The 19,157-nt window shown below is 63.4% G+C and carries 16 protein-coding genes and 1 pseudogene; 8 read left to right on the plus strand and 9 right to left on the minus strand.

The window, feature by feature from the left end; genetic code table 11:
* Positions 1-377: 377 nt before the first annotated feature.
* On the plus strand, positions 378-1,412 hold the full coding sequence (tdh, locus tag XpruCFBP8353_RS13205) for an L-threonine 3-dehydrogenase (protein ID WP_007968923.1): 1,035 nt from the start codon (positions 378-380) through the stop codon (positions 1,410-1,412).
* Between the two features lie 69 nt (positions 1,413-1,481).
* Here the strand turns inward: tdh and XpruCFBP8353_RS13210 are convergent, their stop codons facing one another.
* From XpruCFBP8353_RS13210 to XpruCFBP8353_RS13230, 5 genes are all read right to left on the minus strand, one after another.
* Entirely contained in the window at positions 1,482-2,195 is a 714-nt protein-coding gene (locus XpruCFBP8353_RS13210) for a TorF family putative porin (protein ID WP_101363615.1), read from the minus strand.
* A gap of 358 nt (positions 2,196-2,553) precedes the next feature.
* Positions 2,554-3,588 (minus strand): sulfate/molybdate ABC transporter ATP-binding protein, encoded by a 1,035-nt coding sequence (locus XpruCFBP8353_RS13215; protein ID WP_101363692.1) that lies wholly within the window; start codon positions 3,586-3,588, stop codon positions 2,554-2,556.
* A 7-nt stretch (positions 3,589-3,595) separates the two neighbouring features.
* Positions 3,596-4,549, minus strand: coding sequence for a sulfate ABC transporter permease subunit CysW (cysW, locus tag XpruCFBP8353_RS13220; protein WP_101363616.1), 954 nt, complete (start codon positions 4,547-4,549; stop codon positions 3,596-3,598).
* Positions 4,546-5,406 (minus strand): sulfate ABC transporter permease subunit CysT, encoded by an 861-nt coding sequence (gene cysT / locus XpruCFBP8353_RS13225; protein WP_101363617.1) that lies wholly within the window; start codon positions 5,404-5,406, stop codon positions 4,546-4,548. The genes cysW and cysT overlap by 4 nt, the downstream gene beginning before the upstream one ends.
* 3 nt (positions 5,407-5,409) lie before the next feature.
* The gene (locus XpruCFBP8353_RS13230; RefSeq protein ID WP_101363618.1) at positions 5,410-6,507 is read right to left on the minus strand and encodes a sulfate ABC transporter substrate-binding protein; all 1,098 of its coding nucleotides are present in this window, start codon (positions 6,505-6,507) and stop codon (positions 5,410-5,412) included.
* A 90-nt stretch (positions 6,508-6,597) separates the two neighbouring features.
* Here XpruCFBP8353_RS13230 and kbl point away from each other — a divergent pair, with 90 nt between their 5' ends.
* Positions 6,598-7,806, plus strand: a complete 1,209-nt coding sequence (kbl, locus tag XpruCFBP8353_RS13235) for a glycine C-acetyltransferase (protein WP_101363619.1) — start codon at positions 6,598-6,600, stop codon at positions 7,804-7,806.
* A gap of 1 nt (position 7,807) precedes the next feature.
* Positions 7,808-8,197, plus strand: coding sequence for an HNH endonuclease (locus XpruCFBP8353_RS13240; protein ID WP_101363620.1), 390 nt, complete (start codon positions 7,808-7,810; stop codon positions 8,195-8,197).
* Here XpruCFBP8353_RS13240 and XpruCFBP8353_RS13245 read toward each other — a convergent pair.
* From XpruCFBP8353_RS13245 to XpruCFBP8353_RS13255, 3 genes are all read right to left on the minus strand, one after another.
* Positions 8,151-9,008 (minus strand): pseudouridine synthase, encoded by an 858-nt coding sequence (locus tag XpruCFBP8353_RS13245; RefSeq protein WP_101363621.1) that lies wholly within the window; start codon positions 9,006-9,008, stop codon positions 8,151-8,153. The genes XpruCFBP8353_RS13240 and XpruCFBP8353_RS13245 overlap by 47 nt on opposite strands.
* Positions 9,009-9,027: 19 nt before the next feature.
* Positions 9,028-9,537: a hypothetical protein gene (locus XpruCFBP8353_RS13250; RefSeq protein WP_101363622.1), complete on the minus strand. Its 510-nt coding sequence runs from the start codon at positions 9,535-9,537 to the stop codon at positions 9,028-9,030.
* A gap of 192 nt (positions 9,538-9,729) precedes the next feature.
* Entirely contained in the window at positions 9,730-10,827 is a 1,098-nt protein-coding gene (locus tag XpruCFBP8353_RS13255) for an OmpA family protein (RefSeq protein ID WP_010368610.1), read from the minus strand.
* Positions 10,828-11,242: 415 nt separating this feature from the next.
* Here XpruCFBP8353_RS13255 and XpruCFBP8353_RS13265 point away from each other — a divergent pair, with 415 nt between their 5' ends.
* The 5 genes and pseudogenes from XpruCFBP8353_RS13265 to XpruCFBP8353_RS13285 all read left to right on the plus strand — a co-directional run bounded on the left by XpruCFBP8353_RS13265 (position 11,243) and on the right by XpruCFBP8353_RS13285 (position 18,012).
* The gene (locus XpruCFBP8353_RS13265) at positions 11,243-12,265 is read left to right on the plus strand and encodes a zinc-binding alcohol dehydrogenase family protein (protein ID WP_101363623.1); all 1,023 of its coding nucleotides are present in this window, start codon (positions 11,243-11,245) and stop codon (positions 12,263-12,265) included.
* Between the two features lie 207 nt (positions 12,266-12,472).
* Positions 12,473-14,512 (plus strand): NADPH-dependent 2,4-dienoyl-CoA reductase, encoded by a 2,040-nt coding sequence (locus XpruCFBP8353_RS13270; RefSeq protein ID WP_101363624.1) that lies wholly within the window; start codon positions 12,473-12,475, stop codon positions 14,510-14,512.
* Positions 14,513-14,670: 158 nt separating this feature from the next.
* A pseudogene (locus XpruCFBP8353_RS24620) lies at positions 14,671-15,463 on the plus strand (MFS transporter); the annotation flags it as partial.
* Between the two features lie 1,076 nt (positions 15,464-16,539).
* Positions 16,540-17,001, plus strand: a complete 462-nt coding sequence (locus XpruCFBP8353_RS13280; RefSeq protein ID WP_010368619.1) for a cell wall hydrolase — start codon at positions 16,540-16,542, stop codon at positions 16,999-17,001.
* Positions 17,002-17,397: 396 nt separating this feature from the next.
* Positions 17,398-18,012 carry a glutathione binding-like protein gene (locus tag XpruCFBP8353_RS13285; RefSeq protein WP_101363625.1) on the plus strand — a complete coding sequence of 205 codons (615 nt, stop codon included), beginning with the start codon at positions 17,398-17,400 and terminating at the stop codon, positions 18,010-18,012.
* 81 nt (positions 18,013-18,093) lie between these two features.
* Here XpruCFBP8353_RS13285 and XpruCFBP8353_RS13290 read toward each other — a convergent pair whose 3' ends face one another.
* On the minus strand, positions 18,094-19,080 hold the full coding sequence (locus XpruCFBP8353_RS13290; protein ID WP_101363626.1) for a malate dehydrogenase: 987 nt from the start codon (positions 19,078-19,080) through the stop codon (positions 18,094-18,096).
* Positions 19,081-19,157 lie beyond the last annotated feature (77 nt).

The raw sequence follows: 19,157 nt of genomic DNA on the forward strand, positions 1-19,157 counted from the left end.
TTCCCGAGCCTTCACGTTCGCTCGGCTTGTTCGGCGTAGCCGCCTTCAGGCTTCATCGGTTTTCTGTCTGCCCTGCTGCTCCTTTCTGCTTTCCCTGCGTGGTGGCCTGCATGCTTGCTGGCCTGCCTGTTTCCCGAAGTCCCTACCCTTCCCCCGCTCCCTACCCTTCCCCCGCCTGCGGGGGGAGGTGCCCGAAGGGCGGATGGGGGCACCCAGCCCGCATCCGACGCATGCTGTCTGCCACCCAACCGAGCGCCACCGGCGTTTCGCACCCGGACTGCACGCACCCGCAGAGCACTGTTCTTGCACCCCCACATGGCACCAGCCTCACCCCGCATATAATCGAAGGCTTATCTTTCACTCAGCAGGCCCGCCAGATGGCGCAGACGATGAAGGCGCTGGTCAAGCGCGAAGCGAACAAAGGCATCTGGCTGGAACAGGTTCCCGTGCCCACGCCCGGCCCCAACGAGGTGCTGATCAAGCTGGAAAAGACCGCCATTTGCGGCACCGATCTGCACATCTACCTGTGGGACGAGTGGAGCCAGCGCACCATCAAACCCGGCCTGACCATCGGCCATGAGTTCGTCGGCCGCGTGGCCGAGCTCGGTTCGGCAGTGACCGGTTACCAGGTGGGCCAGCGCGTGTCGGCCGAAGGTCACATCGTGTGCGGCCACTGCCGCAACTGCCGCGGCGGCCGGCCGCACCTGTGCCCAAACACGGTGGGCATTGGCGTCAACGTCAATGGCGCCTTCGCCGAATACATGGTGATGCCGGCCAGCAACCTGTGGCCAATTCCCGACCAGATTCCCTCCGAGCTGGCCGCCTTCTTCGACCCCTACGGCAATGCCGCGCACTGCGCGCTGGAGTTCGACGTCATCGGCGAAGACGTGCTGATCACCGGTGCCGGCCCGATCGGGATCATTGCCGCGGGCATCTGCAAGCACATCGGCGCGCGCAACGTGGTGGTCACCGACGTCAACGACTTCCGCCTCAAGCTGGCCGCCGACATGGGCGCCACGCGCGTGGTCAACGTGTCCAAGACCTCGCTCAAGGACGTCATGGCCGACCTGCACATGGAAGGCTTCGATGTGGGCCTGGAAATGAGCGGCAACCCGCGCGCGTTCAACGACATGCTCGACTGCATGTACCACGGCGGCAAGATCGCCATGCTCGGCATCATGCCGCGCGGCGCCGGTTGCGACTGGGACAAGATCATCTTCAAGGGCCTCACCGTGCAAGGTATCTACGGCCGCAAGATGTACGAGACCTGGTACAAGATGACGCAACTGGTGCTGTCGGGTTTCCCGCTGCAGAAGGTGCTGACCCACCAATTGCCGATCGACGATTTCCAGAAAGGCTTCGACCTGATGGAAGAAGGCAAGGCCGGCAAGGTCGTGTTGAGCTGGAATTGACCGCACAAACCGCTTGAACGCAAAAGGCGCCCGAGGGCGCCTTTTGTGTGTTCGCTCAGTGCAGCCGTGTCACGGCCAGGTCACCGTGGCGGTGGCGACGGTCCGGCCTTCGGTATTGGGACGACCGAAACCGAATTCGGCAGGCTCGCTGGTGTCGTAGTAGCCGATGCTCAACGCAAGCGGGCCAACGCTCTTGCCGACGGTAATCGCGTAATCGTCGTAGTCGTGATCCACCTGCTTCAGCGCCGATGTGTAGCGGGTGTGCCCGACATGCGCACCGATGCTGAACTTGTGCGGCAACGGCCAGTTGGCATCCAGCGCATAGTAATAGCCGTCGGTCTTGGTGCCGTACAGATCGTTGGTGTATCCGACGGTGAGGCTGTAGGTCTTCAGAAACGTCGTCTTGGTGACCAGTTCGTTGTAGTTCGTCTCGCCCGCACCCGGATAGTTGTAGCGGGTGACCGCGACATCGAGGTCCCACTGCTTGCCCAGTTCGACACCATAGCCGACCGTTGCATCCACTTCCCAGTCCGGATCGCCTTCGCCGGGATCGACGTTGGATGTCCAGGCGGCCACGTAGAAGCCGGAAGGATGCTTGTAGGTCAGCCCGGCCTGGAATGCGGGATCCCCGTTGGTCTGGGACACACCGCGGAACACGTAGTCGCTGGTGACTGCAAAGGTGCCGGTGAACGGCGACACGGGGGCTTCCTCTTCCTGCGCCTGCGCCAACGGCGCGGCACTCAGCGAAAGCAAGAGACAACAAGCAAGCGTAGACATCTTCATGGGGGCATCTCCTAGAGCGATGGGTGATCGAATCGCGCGAATCGGCACTGACTTCACTTCATAGTTGGACTGCCATTGCAGCGCAACATAAAAGTATCGCTCGCTTGACACAGCGCACACCCTCGGCGCGTCAGAGGCCGATCGGAGTGCTACCGGCAACGTCATCGACTCCAGAAACCGCTTCTTGAGACGCAGTCTGCAAAGAATCGCCGCATTCCCCTACACCACGTCAGGCCAGACCGCAGTCCGCCAGGTCCCGGTATCGTCGCCGCTACCGCCATCTGCTGGTCGAGCCAAGCGCTTTCCCCATCCGCACGGCGGGCATCCTCGCCCATGCGCGGGGGAGCATCGCTGACGATCATACGGCAGGAAAGACCCCGTAATGCCGCGCCGCCAGCCGCAACTGCTGCCCCGGCTGGAAGCTGCCAGCCGATGCCGGCAGCTCCACTTCCACCTCGTTGCCGGCGGGCTCCAGCGTTGCGCGTAGGCGCAGGCGTGCCCCGCTGCGCTGCGACCACGCCACCGTCGCCGGCCAGCCAGCCTCATCGGGCACCAGATCTTCTGGCCGCACATAGACCTCTACCGGCCCCGCTGCCAACGCGGCATTGGCCAGCGGCAGTGCATGCCCCGCCACCTGGATCTGGCCTTGCGCCAGCACGCCAGGAATCCGGTTCACTGCCCCAACGAACGAATATACGAATGGCGAAGCCGGCTTGTCGTAGATCATTGCCGGGGTGTCGAGCTGCTCGATGCGGCCGCGGTTGAGGATGGCCACCCGGTCGGCCAATTCCAGCGCTTCTTCCTGATCATGGGTGACGAACACCGTGGTCAGGCCGGTGCGCTCGTGCAGCTCGCGCAGCCAGCGGCGCAGATCGCGGCGCACCTGCGCATCCAGTGCGCCGAACGGCTCGTCGAGCAACAACACGCGCGGCTCGATTGCCAGCGCACGCGCCAACGCCACGCGCTGCCGCTGGCCGCCGGATAGCTGAGTGGGATAACGCTGTTCCAGGCCCTGCAGCTGCACCAGCGCCAGCAGTTCTTCCACGCGTGCACGAATGCGCGCTTCGGCCCAACGCGCATTGCCGCGACGGACGCGCAGGCCAAACGCGATGTTCTCAAACACGTCCATATGCTTGAACAGTGCGTAATGCTGGAACACGAAGCCGACCCGGCGCGATTGCACGCTCATGCGGGTGGCATCCTCATCGCCAAACAGCACCTGCCCGCCATCGGCATGCTCCAGCCCAGCCATGATCCGCAGCAGCGTGGTCTTGCCCGAGCCGGAAGGCCCAAGCAACGCCAGCAACTCGCCCTGGCGCACATCCAGGGTGATGTCGTCCAGCGCGGTAAAGGTCTCGAACTGCTTGCGCAGGTGGTGAATGCGGATGCCCATGATCACCTCAGTGGCGGTGGTTGGCGGCCAGCGAATCGCCGTGCCGCCATTCCAGATACGTCTTCAGCGCCAACGTCAGCAGCGCGGTCAGTGCCAGCAGCGAGGCGCAGGCAAACGCTGCGCTGTAGGCATATTCGTTGTAGAGAATTTCCACATGCAGCGGCAGCGTATTGGTGCGTCCACGGATATGCCCGGACACCACCGAGACCGCACCGAACTCGCCCATCGCACGCGCCGCGCACAGCAACACGCCGTACAGCAGGCCCCAGCGGATATTGGGCAGCGTCACTCGCCAGAACATCTGCCACCCGTTCGCGCCCAGACTCAGTGCCGCCAGTTCTTCGTCGCTGCCCTGCTGCTCCATCAGCGGCATCAATTCGCGCGCGATGAAGGGGAACGTCACGAACGTGGTCGCCAGTACGATGCCCGGTAACGCAAACACGATCCGCGGCAGCTGAATCACACATTCGCCAAGCGCCGGCAGCTGCACATGCCAGCCTTCGTCGATCAACGGCCAGGCCCAGCCGCTGCGGCCGAAGATCAGCACGAAGATCAAGCCCGCCACCACCGGCGAGACCGAGAACGGCAGGTCGATCAGGCTGATCAGCAAGCGCTTGCCGGGGAATTGGTGCTTGCTGACCGCCCACGCCGCCGCCACGCCGAACACCAGGTTCAGCGGCAGCACGATGGCAGTGACGATCAGGGTCAGCTTGATCGCCGACAATGCATCCGGGTCGACGATCGCGCGCAGAAAGGTCTCCCACCCGCCACGCAAGGCCTCGGCGAACACCAGCACCAGCGGCAGCAGCAGAAACGCCAGCAAAAAGAGCAAAGCACCCAGGATCATCAGCCATTGCACCCAACGCGGCTCGTTGGTGGCCGAATCGGTGATGCGACGCGCCTGCTTGGTCATGGCATGGGTCGGCAACATGGAGGGCAGCGAAGAAACGGCATCGCTCATGCGGGCCTCCGTTGATAGCGCAGCAGGCGTGCCTGCAACGTATTGACCACTAGCAAAATCACGAATGACAGCAACAACATGGCCGCGGCAATGGCGGTGGCGCCAGCGTAGTCAAACTCTTCCAGCCGGATGGTGATCAGCAGCGGCGCGATCTCGGTCGAATTGGGCAGGTTGCCGGCGATGAAGATCACCGAGCCGTACTCACCCACGCCGCGCGCAAACGCCAATGCGAATCCGGTCAGGACCGCCGGCCATACTCCCGGCAGCACCACCCGCCACACCGTCTGCCAGCGCGAAGCGCCCAATGTGGCAGCAGCAGCCTCTATTTCACGATCGCTCTCGGCCAGCACCGGCTGCACCACGCGCACCACGAACGGCAGGCCGACGAACACTAAAGCCAGCACGATGCCCAGCTGCGTGTAGGCCACCTTGATACCGATCGCCTCCAGCCAGCGGCCGACCCAACCATTGCCGCCATACAGCGCGGTCAGCGCAATGCCGGCCACCGCCGTCGGCAATGCAAACGGCAGATCGATCACCGCATCGAAGAAACGCTTGCCTGGAAACTGATAGCGCACAAACACCCACGCCACCCAGGTACCCATCACCGCATTGAAGGCGCCAGCCGCGAGCGCGGTACCGAAGCTCACCTGCAGTGCCGACAGCACGCGCGGCTCGCTCCATACCCGCCATAGCCCCTCCCAACCCAGACCGCTGGTCTTGATGAAGATCCCCAACAACGGGATCAACACAATCAGGCCAAGCCAGGTCAGGGTGATTCCCAGACTCAAGCCCAGCCCCGGCATCACGCGTCGGCGCGATGACGGCGCTGGGTGGGGTGCAACCGACATCGACATCGTCTACTTGTTTGCCTGGATCTGGTCGAACACGCCGCCGTCGGCGAAGTGCTCCTGCTGCGCTTTGTCCCACGAGCCGAACGCTTCCTGGATGGTCACCAACTTGATGTCCGGAAAACGCGCTATGTCGGCCGGGTCGGCAAATTCGGGATGCCGCGGGCGATAGAAGTGCTTGGCTGCCAGCTTCTGTCCTTCCGGCGCGTACAGATAGCGCAGGTAGGCTTCGGCCACATCGCGCGTGCCGTGCTTGTCGACGTTCTTGTCGACCAGCGCCACCGACGGCTCGGCCAGGATCGACAGCTTGGGCACCACGATCTCGAACTTGTCCTTGCCCAGCTCCTCGCGCGCCAGCAGCGCCTCGTTTTCCCAGGCCAGCAGCACATCGCCGATCCCGCGCTGCACGAAGGTGGTGGTGGCGCCGCGCGCGCCGGTATCCAGCACTGGCACATTGCGGAACAACGCCTGCATGTAGCGCATGGTGCGCTCGCGGTCGCCCTTGAAAATATGGTCGGCGTACGCCCAGGCGGCCAGGTAGTTCCAGCGCGCACCACCGGAGGTCTTGGGATTCGGTGTCACCACCGCCACCCCCGAGCGCAGCAGGTCCGGCCAGTCGTGGATGTTCTTGGGGTTGCCCTTGCGGACCAGAAACACAATGGTCGAGGTATACGGCGCACTGTTGTCGGGCAGCCGCTTCTCCCAATCGGTATCGATCAGTTTGGCCTTCTGCGCGATGGCATCCACGTCGTAGGCCAGCGCCAGCGTCACCACATCGGCCTCGATGCCATCGATCACCGCGCGCGCCTGCTTGCCAGAGCCACCGTGCGAGGTTTCCACGGTGACGGTGTCCTGCGGGTGCTGCTGTTTCCAGTGCGCGGCAAAGGCGGTGTTGTAGTCGCGGTAGAACTCGCGGGTGGGGTCGTAGCTCACGTTGAGCAGCCCGATCTCGCGTGCGCCCGCCGGGCCGGCCAGGACCAGCAAGGCGCAAAGAAGGGAAGCAAGACGGAAACGGGGGTATGTCACGACGATCTCCTGGCCGGTTGAGCACAGCTGAACAGCAAGCATGCCATGCTGCGCAGCGGCACGCAGGCGGTGAAATGACATCAGCGCCGCCGCTTATGCCGATTTTGCATGACGTAGTGGTATGCCACCGTGATCGTTAACATGGCGCTTCTTTCTGCCACTGCAACCGCCATGACCACCGCTCCCGCCGCGCTGACCGCCCATTACGCCGCCGAACTGGACGCCATCCAGGCCCAGGGCCTGTTCAAGTCCGAGCGCATCATCACCGGCGCGCAGTCGGCGCAGATCACCCTGGCCGATGGCCGCCACGTCCTGAATTTTTGCGCTAACAATTATCTTGGCCTGGCCGACCACCCGGACATCATCCAGGCCGCCAAGGACGCGCTGGATAGCCACGGTTTCGGCATGGCCTCGGTCCGTTTCATCTGCGGCACCCAGGATCTGCACAAGCAGCTCGAACACACCATCGCCGAGTTCTTCGGGACTGAAGACACCATCCTCTACGCGGCCTGCTTCGATGCCAACGGCGGCCTGTTCGAACCGTTGCTCGGCGAACACGACGCGATTATTTCCGACGCACTCAACCATGCTTCCATCATCGATGGCGTGCGCCTGTGCAAGGCCAAGCGCTTCCGCTACGCCAACTGCGACATGGCCGACCTCGAAGCGCAGCTGCAGGCGGCAGACGCGGCCGGTTGCAAGACCAAGCTGATCACCAGCGACGGCGTGTTCTCGATGGACGGCTTCATCGCCCCGCTGGACGAAATCACCGCCCTGGCGCGCAAATACAACGCGCTGGTGCATATCGACGAATGCCACGCCACCGGCTTCCTTGGCGCCACCGGCCGCGGCTCGGCCGAGGTCAAGGGCGTGCTGGACCAGATCGACATCTTCACCGGTACGCTGGGCAAAGCCATGGGCGGCGCACTCGGCGGCTTCACCACCGCAAAGCGCGAAGTGATCGAGCTGCTGCGCCAGCGCTCGAGGCCCTACCTGTTCTCCAACTCGTTACCGCCGCACGTGGTGGCTGCCGGCATCAAGGCCTTCGAGATGCTGGATGCCGCCGGCGAGCTGCGTACGCAGCTGATCGAAAACACCCGCTATTTCCGCGAGCGCATGGCCGCCGCCGGTTTCGACGTCAAACCGGGCGTGCATCCGATCAGCCCGGTGATGCTGTACGACGCACCGCTGGCGCAAAAATTCGCCGAGCGCTTGCTGGAAGAAGGCATCTACGCCATCGGCTTCTTCTTCCCGGTGGTGCCCAAGGGGCAGGCGCGCATCCGCACCCAGATCAGCGCGGCACATACGCGCGAGCACCTGGATCAGGCGATCGAGGCGTTCATCAAGATCGGGCGCGAACTCAAGGTCATCGCCGCCTGACATGCGTACGGTCCTGCGCCAACGGCTGCTGCTGGCGGCGCAGACCGATGCGCAGGCGCAATTGCTCGACGGTCATTGGGACACGCGCTGCCTGCACTGCCGTCGGCATCTGCAGGTCCGCGCCGATGGCGAGCCGCTCGGCCACACCACGCTCGAACACGTGGTGCCGCAAGCCTGGTTCGGTCGTCGCACGGCGGCATCGCTCTGCGCGTTGGTGGGCGGCGATGCCAACGATGCGCGCAATCTCGCCCTGGCCTGTGCTGGCTGTAATCACGCCAAAGGCCGCCGTCACGATGCCAACGGCGCGGGCGATGCGCGCGCTTACGAAGTGGTGAGCGCCCTGCTCAGCGCGCGTCTGGCGCGCTGGCGGGCGCCGGCACCAGCGCTCTGACTTCCTCGGCGCTCAGCATTCGCCACGCGCCTTTGCCTAGCTCGCCCATCGCCAGCGGGCCGATCGCCACGCGCATCAGCCTTAGCACACCGATCTCCACTGCGGCCAACAACCGGCGGATCTGCCGATTACGGCCTTCGTCCAACACGATTTCCAGCCAGGCATTACGCTGGCCTTCGCGCAGCACGCTGACCTGCTTGGCGCGCAACAGCACGCTACCGCCCTCAGGATCGGGATCAACCACACCGGCCTGCAACTGCGCCAGCTGCGCGGCACTGGGCCGGCAATCGATCTGCACGTGATAGGTCTTGTCCGGTCCGGTCGTCGGGTCGGTCACCGTCGCCGCCCACTGCGGGTCGTTACTGAAAAGCAGCAGGCCTTCGCTGGCCTTGTCCAAGCGCCCGACCGGAGCGATCCAAGGCAGCCCAGCGCCATCGAAACAACGGTAGACCGTGTCCCTGCCCTGCTCATCGCGCACGGTGGTGACCATCCCGCGCGGCTTGTTGAGCATCAGATAGCAACGTGCCGGCCCTGCCAGGGGCTGCCCGTCGACGGTGATTGAGGATTGCTGATCGGCGCGGATCGGAAATTCGGGATCGCGCACCACGCGTGCCGAGACGCTCACCCGACCATCGGCGATCCAACGCGCTGCCTCGGTGCGCGAACACACCCCAAGCTTGGACAACACGCGCGCCAGCCCATGGCGTGGCGCAGCAATGACGGGTGCGGCAGCGGACGCACGCGTTGCGCCTGCCGCACCCGGACCACGCTGACGTTGCCGGGACGTTGCCGGCGGTAGCCGCCGGGGCATGCCGTCCCGACCGCGCGGCTTACTTGTTCTCGACCGGCTTGGCGTCGGCCGCAGGTGCGGCGGGCGCTGCCGGTGCCGCGCTGGCGGCCGGACGTGCCTTGACCACGCGCACACCGCGCGCCTTCATCCAGGCATCGAATTCTTCTGCCGTCATGCGCTTGCCGTTCTGGCTCATGTCGAAGCGCCACGGGGTGTTGTCGAACGCCGTCTTGGCCTTGTAGGCCGCCGGATCATTCGGGTTGACGGTGCCGCCGGGCGGCATGACCTTGGCCAGATCCTGGCAGCCCTCCACGCGCAGGCGCAGCAACACGCGATCCACCGACTGGTCGCTGGTATAGGGCTGTGCCAGCACACCGGTGGGCATGCCCAACTGCACGCTGCGGGTGTAGAACTCGGCAGCCGCCGGTGCGACAGCGGTAGCGGGCAACGGCAGCGGCTGGGACACCGTGCTGCCAGCGCAGTTCGGAGCGGCGTAGGCGGCGGGAATCAGAGCGAGACAGAGCAGTCCTGCCGTAGCGGTACGCAGCATCGGGTTCTTCCAAGTATGAGTGTGGTGTTGACGCGGCGAGTGTAGGCAGCGATGAACGCTGTTTCAACAGGAACCGTGCCGGGATGACAACACAGACAGGATCCGCGGCGCTTGAGCGCGCTTTTCCAGTGCCTGCATAGACAAAACCCGGCGCAAGGCCGGGTTTTGTCTGCAACAGAGCTAGCGGTCCAATTAGTTCTGGACGTTCAGCTCGGTACGACGGTTCTTCGCACGACCTTCCGGATTGTCGGAACCATCCGGGTTGGTGTTCGGAGCAATCGGGCGGCTCTCGCCGTAGCCGATCGGGCCGACCAGACGCGACGCATCGACGCCGTTCTTGGTCAGGTAGTCGTACACGGTGGTCGCACGACGCTCGGACAGCTTCTGGTTGTACGCGTCGGTACCCTTCGAGTCGGTGTGACCGGCAACCTCGACCTTCAGGTCGGGGTAACGCTTCAGGATCTCGGTCGCTTCGCTCAGGATCGAGATCGCGTCCGGACGCAGGGTCGACTTGTTGAAGTCGAAGTTCACGCCCTTCAGGTCGATCGAGACAGGAACCGGGCAACCGTCCGGACCGATGGTCTGGCCAGGCTGCGAGTTCGGGCACTTGTCGTCGCAGTTGTTGACGCCGTCACCGTCGTCATCCAGATCGGCGCAGCTCGGAGCAACCGGAGCCGGAGCCGGCGGCGGAGCGGTCGACGGAGCCGGTCCCAACGGGATCACGACGCCGACCGAAGCCAGCACGTCACCGAACCAGTCTTCGCGCGGAGCAGCAACGCTCTGGTCGTTGAAGTCAGCGCGGTAGGCCAACTCGGCACGCACGGCGACGCGCTTGTCGAAGGTGGTCTGCAGACCGACACCAGCCTTGGCGGCAAAGTTGCCGTCCTTCTGCTGGCCCGGCGAAACCGGGTTCGGGGTCGCGTCGAATTCTTCTTCCGAACGCTGATAGCCCAGACCGAACAGCAGGTAGGGGTTCCAGCCGCGGCCTTCCTGGATGAAGTGGCGACGCAGGTCGAACGAGATGCCGTACTGGCTCCAGTTCAGATCCTGGTTGGCATCGAAGTTGGGGTTCTGATAGTTCAGTTCACCGTCGATCGACCAGTTCGGGCTAACGAACTTGCCCAGACCCAGGGTCACGAACGGGGCATCATTGGTCAGACGATCGCTGTCCTGGAAGTTGAAGCCAGCGCTACCGGTCAGGTACCAACGGTCATCGAACTCCTGCGCGGAAGCAGCCTGGGCAACTGCCAGACCGCCGAGCAACGCGGCAGTGAGAATTTTCTTGTTCATTTATACAGCTCCTTCTTTGGGAGATAAAACCGATAGAGGCGTTGTGCTTGGTAAAGATGCTCGTCACATCCAGAGCCATCGGGGCGCAGATTAAGCCGGCCTCGGTGAAGATCGCGTTAACGGTCATATAACATGTGAAAGCAATCACCAGGTTCCGCAATCCCACGCAATACTACGTATACAGCTTTATGAAGGAAAGGACCGGGTACCCAATTCGGATAGTTCGCCTGCATGAACCGCAGCCCAATTAAGCTGACTGAAGACGCTTCCAAACCGACTGATTTTTAGCGTTCCAAGCGCGACAGGAGACCACATTGGTGAACGTCGAGCCCCGTCCGAGCTGAATTGTGGGGTTGATGGTTGCAGAGGACTTGCTCCACAACGCACCCTGAACTTCCCGCTCAGGAGCGTCCCGATGAAAGCCGTCGCCCTCACCCGCCATCTTCCGATCGATGACCCCGTGTCGTTACTTGATATGGAACTTCCGGCGCCTGCAGCGCCATCGGGGTATGACTTATTGGTGCGGGTGGAAGCGATCTCGGTGAATCCAGTCGATACAAAGGTGCGCGCGCCCAAGCTGCAGCCATTGCAGGCGCCGAAGATCCTGGGCTACGACGCAGCCGGGGTGATCGAGGCGGTCGGTCCGGAGGTCACGGCCTTTGCCGTCGGCGACGAGGTCTACTACGCCGGCGATATCGGGCGGCCGGGCAGTAACGCGCAGTACCAACTGGTGGATGCACGCATTGCCGGATGCAAGCCGACCTCGCTTAGCTTCGCGCAGGCAGCCGCGCTACCGCTGACCACCCTGACCGCGTGGGAGCTGCTGTTCCAGCGCATGCCATTTGCCTTCGACGGTGCCCGCAATCGCGGCAGGCATTTGTTGATCATCGGCGGCGCTGGCGGCGTGGGCTCCATCGCGATCCAGTTGGCGCGACATGCCGGCTTCACCGTGATTGCCACCGCCTCGCGCCCGGAGAGCATCGAGTGGGTACGCCAAATGGGCGCGCACCACGTGATCGATCATCACCAGCCGCTACAAGCGCAACTGCAGGCGTTGGGGATGGACACAGTGGATGCTGCGCTCAATCTGGCCGACACCGACCGCTACTGGCAGCAGCTGGGCGAGGTGCTCGCACCGCAGGGGCACGTGGGCTTGATCGTGGAGCCGCGCGGGCCGCTGATGATCGGCGACCCTTACAAAGCCAAGTGCATCGGCATCCATTGGGAACTGATGTTTACCCGCGCACGCTACGCGACCGACGATCTGGTCGAACAGCACCGCATCCTCAACCGGGCCGCCAGCCTGATCGATGCTGGCGAACTGCGCACCACGCAGACGGACACGCTGTCGCCGATCAATGCGCAGCATCTGCGCGAGGCGCATCGTCGTCTGGAAAGCGGCAACACGATTGGTAAATTGGTGCTGGCCGGTTGGTAATGCACCGGCCGGGCTGGGTTCGCTGACGCAATGCGTTGGGGTGCACACAGCGCCTGCGCATTGGGACGCGGTTCGTGCAGGCGGCAGCGAAGGCGTATTTCTGATCGAGCCCCGCCGCATCCAGCGGCAGCGCCGGATGCCTGAGGACTTGCCGCCAGCCGCGTTTGCCGGCATCGTGCGCACTCCGTACGCCAGCGTATCCACATCATGTCGCCCGCCACCGGCCCGTCCGCTTCACCCTTCCCGCATCTGTTCACCCCGCTCGATCTGGGCTTCACCCAACTACGCAACCGCGTTCTGATGGGCTCGATGCACACGGGCCTGGAAGACCGTGCGCGCGATTTCCCCAAGCTGGCGGCGTATTTCGCCGAGCGCGCTGCCGGCGGCGTGGGCCTGATCGTGACCGGTGGGTTTTCGCCAAACCTGGTGGGCTGGCTCAAACCGTTCGGCGGCAAGTTGTCGTGGCCGTGGGAAGTCCGCCCGCATCGCCAGGTCACCCGCGCGGTGCACGAACACGGGGCCAAGATCTGCCTGCAACTGCTGCATGCCGGGCGCTATGCCTACCACCCGCTGTCGGTGGCGCCATCCAAGCTCAAGGCACCGATCAACCCGTTCACTCCGCGCGCCTTGTCGGCCGGTGCGGTCGACCGTCAGATCGCCGCCTATGCGCGCGCCGCGCGGCTGGCGCGCGAGGCCGGCTACGACGGCGTTGAGGTGATGGGATCGGAAGGCTATCTGATCAACGAATTCACCGCCGCGCGCACCAATCGGCGCAGTGACGCCTGGGGTGGCGATGCCACCAAGCGCATGCGCTTTGCGGTGGAAATCGTGCGACGCATTCGTGAGGCCTGCGGGCCGGATTTCATCATCATCTACCGGCTATCGCTGGTGGATCTGGTCGAAGACGGCAACCAATGGCAGGAAATCCTGGCGCAGGCGCAAGCGATCGAAGCGGCTGGCGCGACCATCATCAATTCCGGCATCGGTTGGCACGAAGCGCGCATTCCCACCATTGCCACCTCGGTGCCGCGCGCCGCGTTTGCCGGCGTCACCGCCAAGCTCAAGCCGCATCTGCGCATTCCGGTGGTAGCGACCAACCGCATCAACATGCCGGAAGTGGCCGAGCGCATCCTGGCCGAGGGTGCCGCAGACATGGTGTCGCTGGCGCGGCCGCTGCTTGCCGATCCGCAGTGGACCAATAAGGCGCGCGCTGGGCAGTCGCACACCATCAATACCTGCATTGCCTGCAATCAGGCATGCCTGGATCACGTGTTCGACAACAAGCTGGCGACCTGCCTGGTCAACCCACGCGCTGCGCACGAAACCGAGCTCAATTACACGCCAACCACCGCGCCCAAGCGGATTGCCGTGGTCGGTGCCGGCCCGGCTGGCTTGGCCTGCGCGACGGTGGCAGCAGAACGCGGGCACCGGGTGACCTTGTTCGATGCAAGCGATGCGATCGGTGGGCAGTTCAATGTCGCCAAACGCATACCCGGCAAGGAGGAATTCAACGAGACCTTGCGTTATTTCGGCCATCGCATCGAGGCGACCGGTGTGCAATTGCGCTTGAACACCCGCGTGCAGTCAGCCGATCTGAAAGATTTCGACGAGATCGTGCTGGCGACCGGCATCGAGCCGCGCAAGGTGGAGTTCCCAGGCGCCGATCATCCGATGGTGGTGAGCTATCTGGATGTCGTGCTGGGCCGGCACGTGGCCGCAGACAAGGTGGCGATCATCGGTGCGGGCGGTATTGGCTTTGATGTCGGTGAATTTCTGGTGCACTCGGGTGAATCGCCGTCGCTGGACCCACAACGCTGGATGGCCGAATGGGGCGTGGATCCGAGCTTTGAAGCACGCGGCGCCTTGACCAAACCGCAGCCCGAGCGCCCTGCCCGTCAGGTCTGGCTGTTGCAGCGCAGCCCTGGCAAGCCCGGTGCGCGCCTGGGCAAGACCACCGGCTGGATCCACCGCGCTACGCTCAAAGCCAAGGGCGTCAAGATGCTCGGCGGCGTGGAATACCTGAGTGTGGACGATGCCGGGTTACGCATTCGCGTGGAAGGCAGCGAGCAATTGCTCGACGTCGGCACGGTGGTGATCTGTGCCGGGCAGGAGCCGCGTCGCGAGTTGCTTGCCGCGCTGCAAGCCAATGGCCAGCAGCCGCATTTGATCGGTGGCGCGGATGTGGCCGCCGAACTGGATGCCAAACGCGCGATCAACCAGGCGAGTCGGCTGGCAGCGACGTTGTAAGGTGTTCGCCAGGACGGCGCGACTACGACGCCGTCGCTGCGTTCGAGTTTCGACTGCACTGCCGACCTGCATGCGGCGTGACCAACGCCGGCATGCATCGCGGATGCGGTGGTCTGCCACGCCGGCCGCGGGCGTGCGCCTCGGCTATAGGCACTCGCATGTCATCGCCACCGCGCGCATTATCTACTGCGCTACCGCCTGCCGCATTGCGTGCCTACGCGGCAGCCCATTTCGGCAAGAGCCTGCTCTGGTACACCGGCCAATTGCTGCTGATTTTCGCGTTGACCGACTACAGTGGCCTGAGCGCCCGTTGCGGCCGGATCTTCGATGGCGGGCAGATGGATCGTCAACGCAATGATGGGGCTCATTACTGCACAGCGTTGGGGTGATGGCACGAGCTTGGCGTGGGTGGGAGGAACGCAACGGTAAGGCATTGCGTTGGCCGCAGTGGCGCTGTCGCTGGTGCTCATGACTCCGCTGCTTCCACCCGCCGCCCGCCCGGCCAGCGTGTTGCTGCGCAGCCTACCTGTCACGCAAAACACGCTGCTGGGGCTTGCACGCCGGCGTTGGCGCGGTGCACGTGGTGTCAGCGCAGTGCGCCTGATCGGAAACGGCTCGGCAGCGTTGCTGGTCGGCGCGGCAATCGGGCTGGTGTTGACGACCGGCTCTCACAATGCAGCGGCGACGGCATTGCTGATCGTCGCACTTGTGAGCAGCATCGCGCTGCTGTCGACGTGGTGATTACACCAGGCGCTGCAACCGCACGTTCACCATGTTGCGAAAGTAACGGCATCGATGCCTGCAGTGCGATGGCAGCGCAAACAATCACTGCCACTGCCACTGCCACTGGCGGCGGCACTGGCCCTGGCCTTACCGACCTTTACCAAGCTGACGCCGTCTGTGGCGCAGTTACAACATGGCGCTGCTGGATGGCGCAGCGCGGTACTGATAGTGCCCTCTGATTGATGCCTGCTGCATGCGTTGATGAGTCGCAATTGCCGCGACAGCACCAACTGTTGTCCCAAGATGCGATCACGCTGGGTGATCTGTCGTTTCGACTGAGATCTTCGCCAGATGCATGCGGGTTTCTGACGCCAGTCCATGTTGCGCTGACTGTTGCACTTGGCACCTCAGCGTTTCGTTGCGCTGGTGCATATGTGCCTTTCCGCATTTGCGCGCCTCTGCACGCTTATGCCAATAACGATGCGATCTCGGAAACACAGTGCACCTCACTCGAACGCACTATCGACACATCGAATGATCGACAGGTCTTTTTCAGCCTACCGCTCAACAACTTCGAACATCATCCAATGACGGCAACCACGTAGGGATGCCAAATCAGCTTTCCTTGCAACAGTTGGCACCGCCGTCTCCGATGCTGCCATCAGAAACATGCGCCAAGGGCGCGCATCTATCCGCATCAACGGATACTGCATAAATCAGCGGCCGTGCAGCGCACATGACACCTGCATCGCATGCGCTTCGCAATTCGCTGCTTCCGACGCTTTCAACGCTTCCGCAACGCGCGCGCATCTGTATGAAGCAGCGTAAGCAGTGGCAGTACGCAGCTTCACTCCAATCGCCACACCATCGCGTGATGAAGGCGTGCACACATCTCGCAATATTCTGAAATCCGTTTGCTCTGGCGCGTTCCAGCGACAATTCAAAGCAGCACGCAACGGCGTCGATACGCGCGAAACGGCGAAGAAGTCGTGCAACACAGGAGTCGCTGGGACGATGCGGCGCAGATCCTATGCTGCGATGCGCGGCGCAGTGTTGCGCATCGCCAGGCACTGCAAGCAATCGCAATCGTCAACCCCTCTCATTCAGCCAAGATTATGTGATCGACGCCTACCTTGCGCCAACTTTTTGACCTGCCGCATTTGGTGGGCACCTTCGGCAGACGTTCTTTCGCCGGAGACTTTGGCGACCAATGTCAGGCCGCCTCCCCATGACGCCAAGCCCTCTGCACTGGTGCATCCACATTGGATGCTCTGCAGACCGGCCCATACGGAGCAAGGAGTTCTATGAAACTGGTTTGGATACTCTGGCTGTCGCATGTATTGCCGCAGCCAGCCGCAGATTCGCTGTGTTTGAGTACGACCGTTTATCTGGAAGCGCGCGACCAGACCTTGCGTGGCCAACAGGCCGTCGCGGAAGTTGCGTTGCGTCGTCTGGATAGTGGTTTGTGGGGCGACTCGATGTGTCAGGTGGTTACTGCACGCAAGCAGTTTGCACCGACAATCGTGGCGCCGGGCACGCAGCTGAAGAACGACGATGCCTGGAACAAGGCGTTGGACGTGGCACTGGCGGCGCAGCGCAACTGGGCACTGCCGGTCGGCCAGCGCAAAGAGATCGTACCGGGTGCCAGCCACTTTGCCGCAAGCGCAATTGCGAGCCCCAGCTGGCGTAATGCCTATCAGGTGGCCACCATCGGCGACCATACGTTCTATCGCGTGCAAACACTGCGCCCGCGCAACGCGTCCTGAGCCCGCCGTGTCGCGGCGCATCTATAGACACATACCGCTGACACGCCCAACTGCTGAGATGCGCTGATCACGCGCTTGATACGCTCTCATGTATCGAAGCCGCAGCGGCATGGTTGGCGTGCTGAGCGCGCGTCGCGATCGTCAGCCCACACCGAACTGGTTGGAAAATTGCGTGCGATATCCGCATTTTGGTGAGCGCCAAGGCCAGAGATTGAGCAAGGTGCTGCCGCTTGTCTCTCCGGCGCCAGCACTGGCAATCGCCCTGCCGCCACTCCAGCTGTCGCAGCCGCCACGTCGACCGATCTCGCGCCGCCGCAGCCACGCCACCCGCCGTTGCGCTCCACACCGAGTCATTCGCCGGCTAAGCTAGCGCCTTCACTCCCGTGTGGATCGCCCATGAAGCTGTATACCAAGCCCGGCGCCTGTTCGCTGGCAGATCACATCGTGTTGCGTTGGTCTGGGTTGCCGTTCGACCTGAGTGTGGTCGATGCGGCGACGATGAAATCCCCTGAGTACCTACGCCTGAATCCAGCCGGTGCTGTGCCATTGCTGTTGGTCGACGATTGGGCGTTGACACAGAATGCTGCCATCCTCAATTACATCGCCGATATCGCACCACTGACCGGCCTCTCAGGCGATGGCACCGCGCGCAGCCGTGCCGAAATCAATCGCTGGATCGCCTTCGTCAATGCCGACGTGCACCCCGCGTTCAAGCCGATCTTCGGCAGCACCGCGTATCTGCAGGACCCTGCGCTGATTGCGCGCAGCCACGACGATGCACGCAGCAAATTGCGCACGCTGTACGCGCGTGTCGATGCGCATCTGCAAGGTCGCACCTGGCTTGCCAGCGACAGCCATACCGGTGCCGATGCGTACCTGTTCGTTACCTTGCTGTGGGCGCAGAAAGTCGCCGTGAATCTGGATGGCTTGGACGCGCTGCAGGCGTTCGTGCAACGCATGCTGGCCGACGCCGATGTGCAGGCCGCACTGAAGGCCGAGGGCCTGACCTGACAGCGCCGGCATCGCGACACGACACGCAAAAAAAACGCCGGGCAGTGCCCGGCGTTTTCATGACAGCAGCGAGCCAATGACTCAGCCCAGCAGGTGCGACACGCCGCTGCGCTCTTCTTCCAGCTCGGCCAGGGTCTTGTCGATGTGCTTCTGGCTGAAGTCGTCGATCGGCAGATCCTTGACCAGGGTGTACTGACCGTTCTCGGTGGTGACCGGGAAGCCGAAGATCACGCCTTCCGGAATGCCGTAGGAGCCGTCCGACGGCACACCCATGGTGACCCACTTGCCGTTGCTGCCCAGCACCCAATCACGCACGTGATCGATGGCCGCATTGGCAGCCGACGCTGCGGACGACAAGCCACGCGCTTCGATGATCGCCGCACCGCGCTTGCCCACGGTCGGGATGAAGGTGGACGCGTTCCATTCCTGGTCGTTGATCGCATCGCCTACCGAGGCGCCATCGGAGGTGGCGAAACGGTAGTCCGGGTACATGGTCGGGCTGTGGTTGCCCCACACCACCAGCTTCTCGATGCCGCCGACCGGCTTGCCGAGCTTGAGCGAGAGCTGGCTCAGCGCGCGGTTGTGGTCCAGACGCAGCATGGCGGTGAAGTTCTTCGGGTTCAGATCCGGCGCCGACTTCATCGCGATGTAGGCGTTGGTGTTGGCCGGGTTGCCGACCACCAGCACCTTGACGTCGCGCTTGGCGACCTTGTTCAGGGCAGCGCCCTGCGCGGTGAAGATCTTGGCGTTTTCCAGCAGCAGGTCCTTGCGCTCCATGCCTGGGCCGCGCGGACGCGCACCGACCAGCAGGGCGACGTCGATGTCCTTGAACGCCACTTCGGCGTCGTCGGTACCGACCATGCCGGCCAGCAGCGGGAACGCGCAATCTTCCAGCTCCATCATCACGCCCTTGAGCGCGGCCTGGGCCTTCTCATTGGACAGTTCCAGCAATTGCAGGATCACCGGCTGATCCTTGCCCAGCATTTCGCCGGAGGCGATGCGGAACAGCAGGGCGTAGCCGATCTGGCCGGCAGCGCCGGTCACAGCAACACGAACAGGTGCTTTCATGGGGTGTTTCCTCTGCTAAAAAGCGTTGGTGGGGGTCGCGCGCTGGCGTGGCGCAAGGCCTGGCGGCGCGCTGTGAC

This window comes from Xanthomonas prunicola (genome assembly GCF_002846205.1).
Classification (GTDB): Bacteria; Pseudomonadota; Gammaproteobacteria; order Xanthomonadales; family Xanthomonadaceae; genus Xanthomonas; species Xanthomonas prunicola.

Coding starts and splice junctions, on each gene's coding strand:
- tdh (WP_007968923.1), top strand. CDS start 378: ATGGCGCAGACGATGAAGGCGCTGGTCAAGCGCGAAGCGAACAAAGGC.
- XpruCFBP8353_RS13210 (WP_101363615.1), bottom strand. CDS start 2,195: ATGAAGATGTCTACGCTTGCTTGTTGTCTCTTGCTTTCGCTGAGTGCC.
- XpruCFBP8353_RS13215 (WP_101363692.1), bottom strand. CDS start 3,588: ATGGGCATCCGCATTCACCACCTGCGCAAGCAGTTCGAGACCTTTACC.
- cysW (WP_101363616.1), bottom strand. CDS start 4,549: ATGAGCGATGCCGTTTCTTCGCTGCCCTCCATGTTGCCGACCCATGCC.
- cysT (WP_101363617.1), bottom strand. CDS start 5,406: ATGTCGATGTCGGTTGCACCCCACCCAGCGCCGTCATCGCGCCGACGC.
- XpruCFBP8353_RS13230 (WP_101363618.1), bottom strand. CDS start 6,507: ATGTCATTTCACCGCCTGCGTGCCGCTGCGCAGCATGGCATGCTTGCT.
- kbl (WP_101363619.1), top strand. CDS start 6,598: ATGACCACCGCTCCCGCCGCGCTGACCGCCCATTACGCCGCCGAACTG.
- XpruCFBP8353_RS13240 (WP_101363620.1), top strand. CDS start 7,808: ATGCGTACGGTCCTGCGCCAACGGCTGCTGCTGGCGGCGCAGACCGAT.
- XpruCFBP8353_RS13245 (WP_101363621.1), bottom strand. CDS start 9,008: ATGCCCCGGCGGCTACCGCCGGCAACGTCCCGGCAACGTCAGCGTGGT.
- XpruCFBP8353_RS13250 (WP_101363622.1), bottom strand. CDS start 9,537: ATGCTGCGTACCGCTACGGCAGGACTGCTCTGTCTCGCTCTGATTCCC.
- XpruCFBP8353_RS13255 (WP_010368610.1), bottom strand. CDS start 10,827: ATGAACAAGAAAATTCTCACTGCCGCGTTGCTCGGCGGTCTGGCAGTT.
- XpruCFBP8353_RS13265 (WP_101363623.1), top strand. CDS start 11,243: ATGAAAGCCGTCGCCCTCACCCGCCATCTTCCGATCGATGACCCCGTG.
- XpruCFBP8353_RS13270 (WP_101363624.1), top strand. CDS start 12,473: ATGTCGCCCGCCACCGGCCCGTCCGCTTCACCCTTCCCGCATCTGTTC.
- XpruCFBP8353_RS13280 (WP_010368619.1), top strand. CDS start 16,540: ATGAAACTGGTTTGGATACTCTGGCTGTCGCATGTATTGCCGCAGCCA.
- XpruCFBP8353_RS13285 (WP_101363625.1), top strand. CDS start 17,398: ATGAAGCTGTATACCAAGCCCGGCGCCTGTTCGCTGGCAGATCACATC.
- XpruCFBP8353_RS13290 (WP_101363626.1), bottom strand. CDS start 19,080: ATGAAAGCACCTGTTCGTGTTGCTGTGACCGGCGCTGCCGGCCAGATC.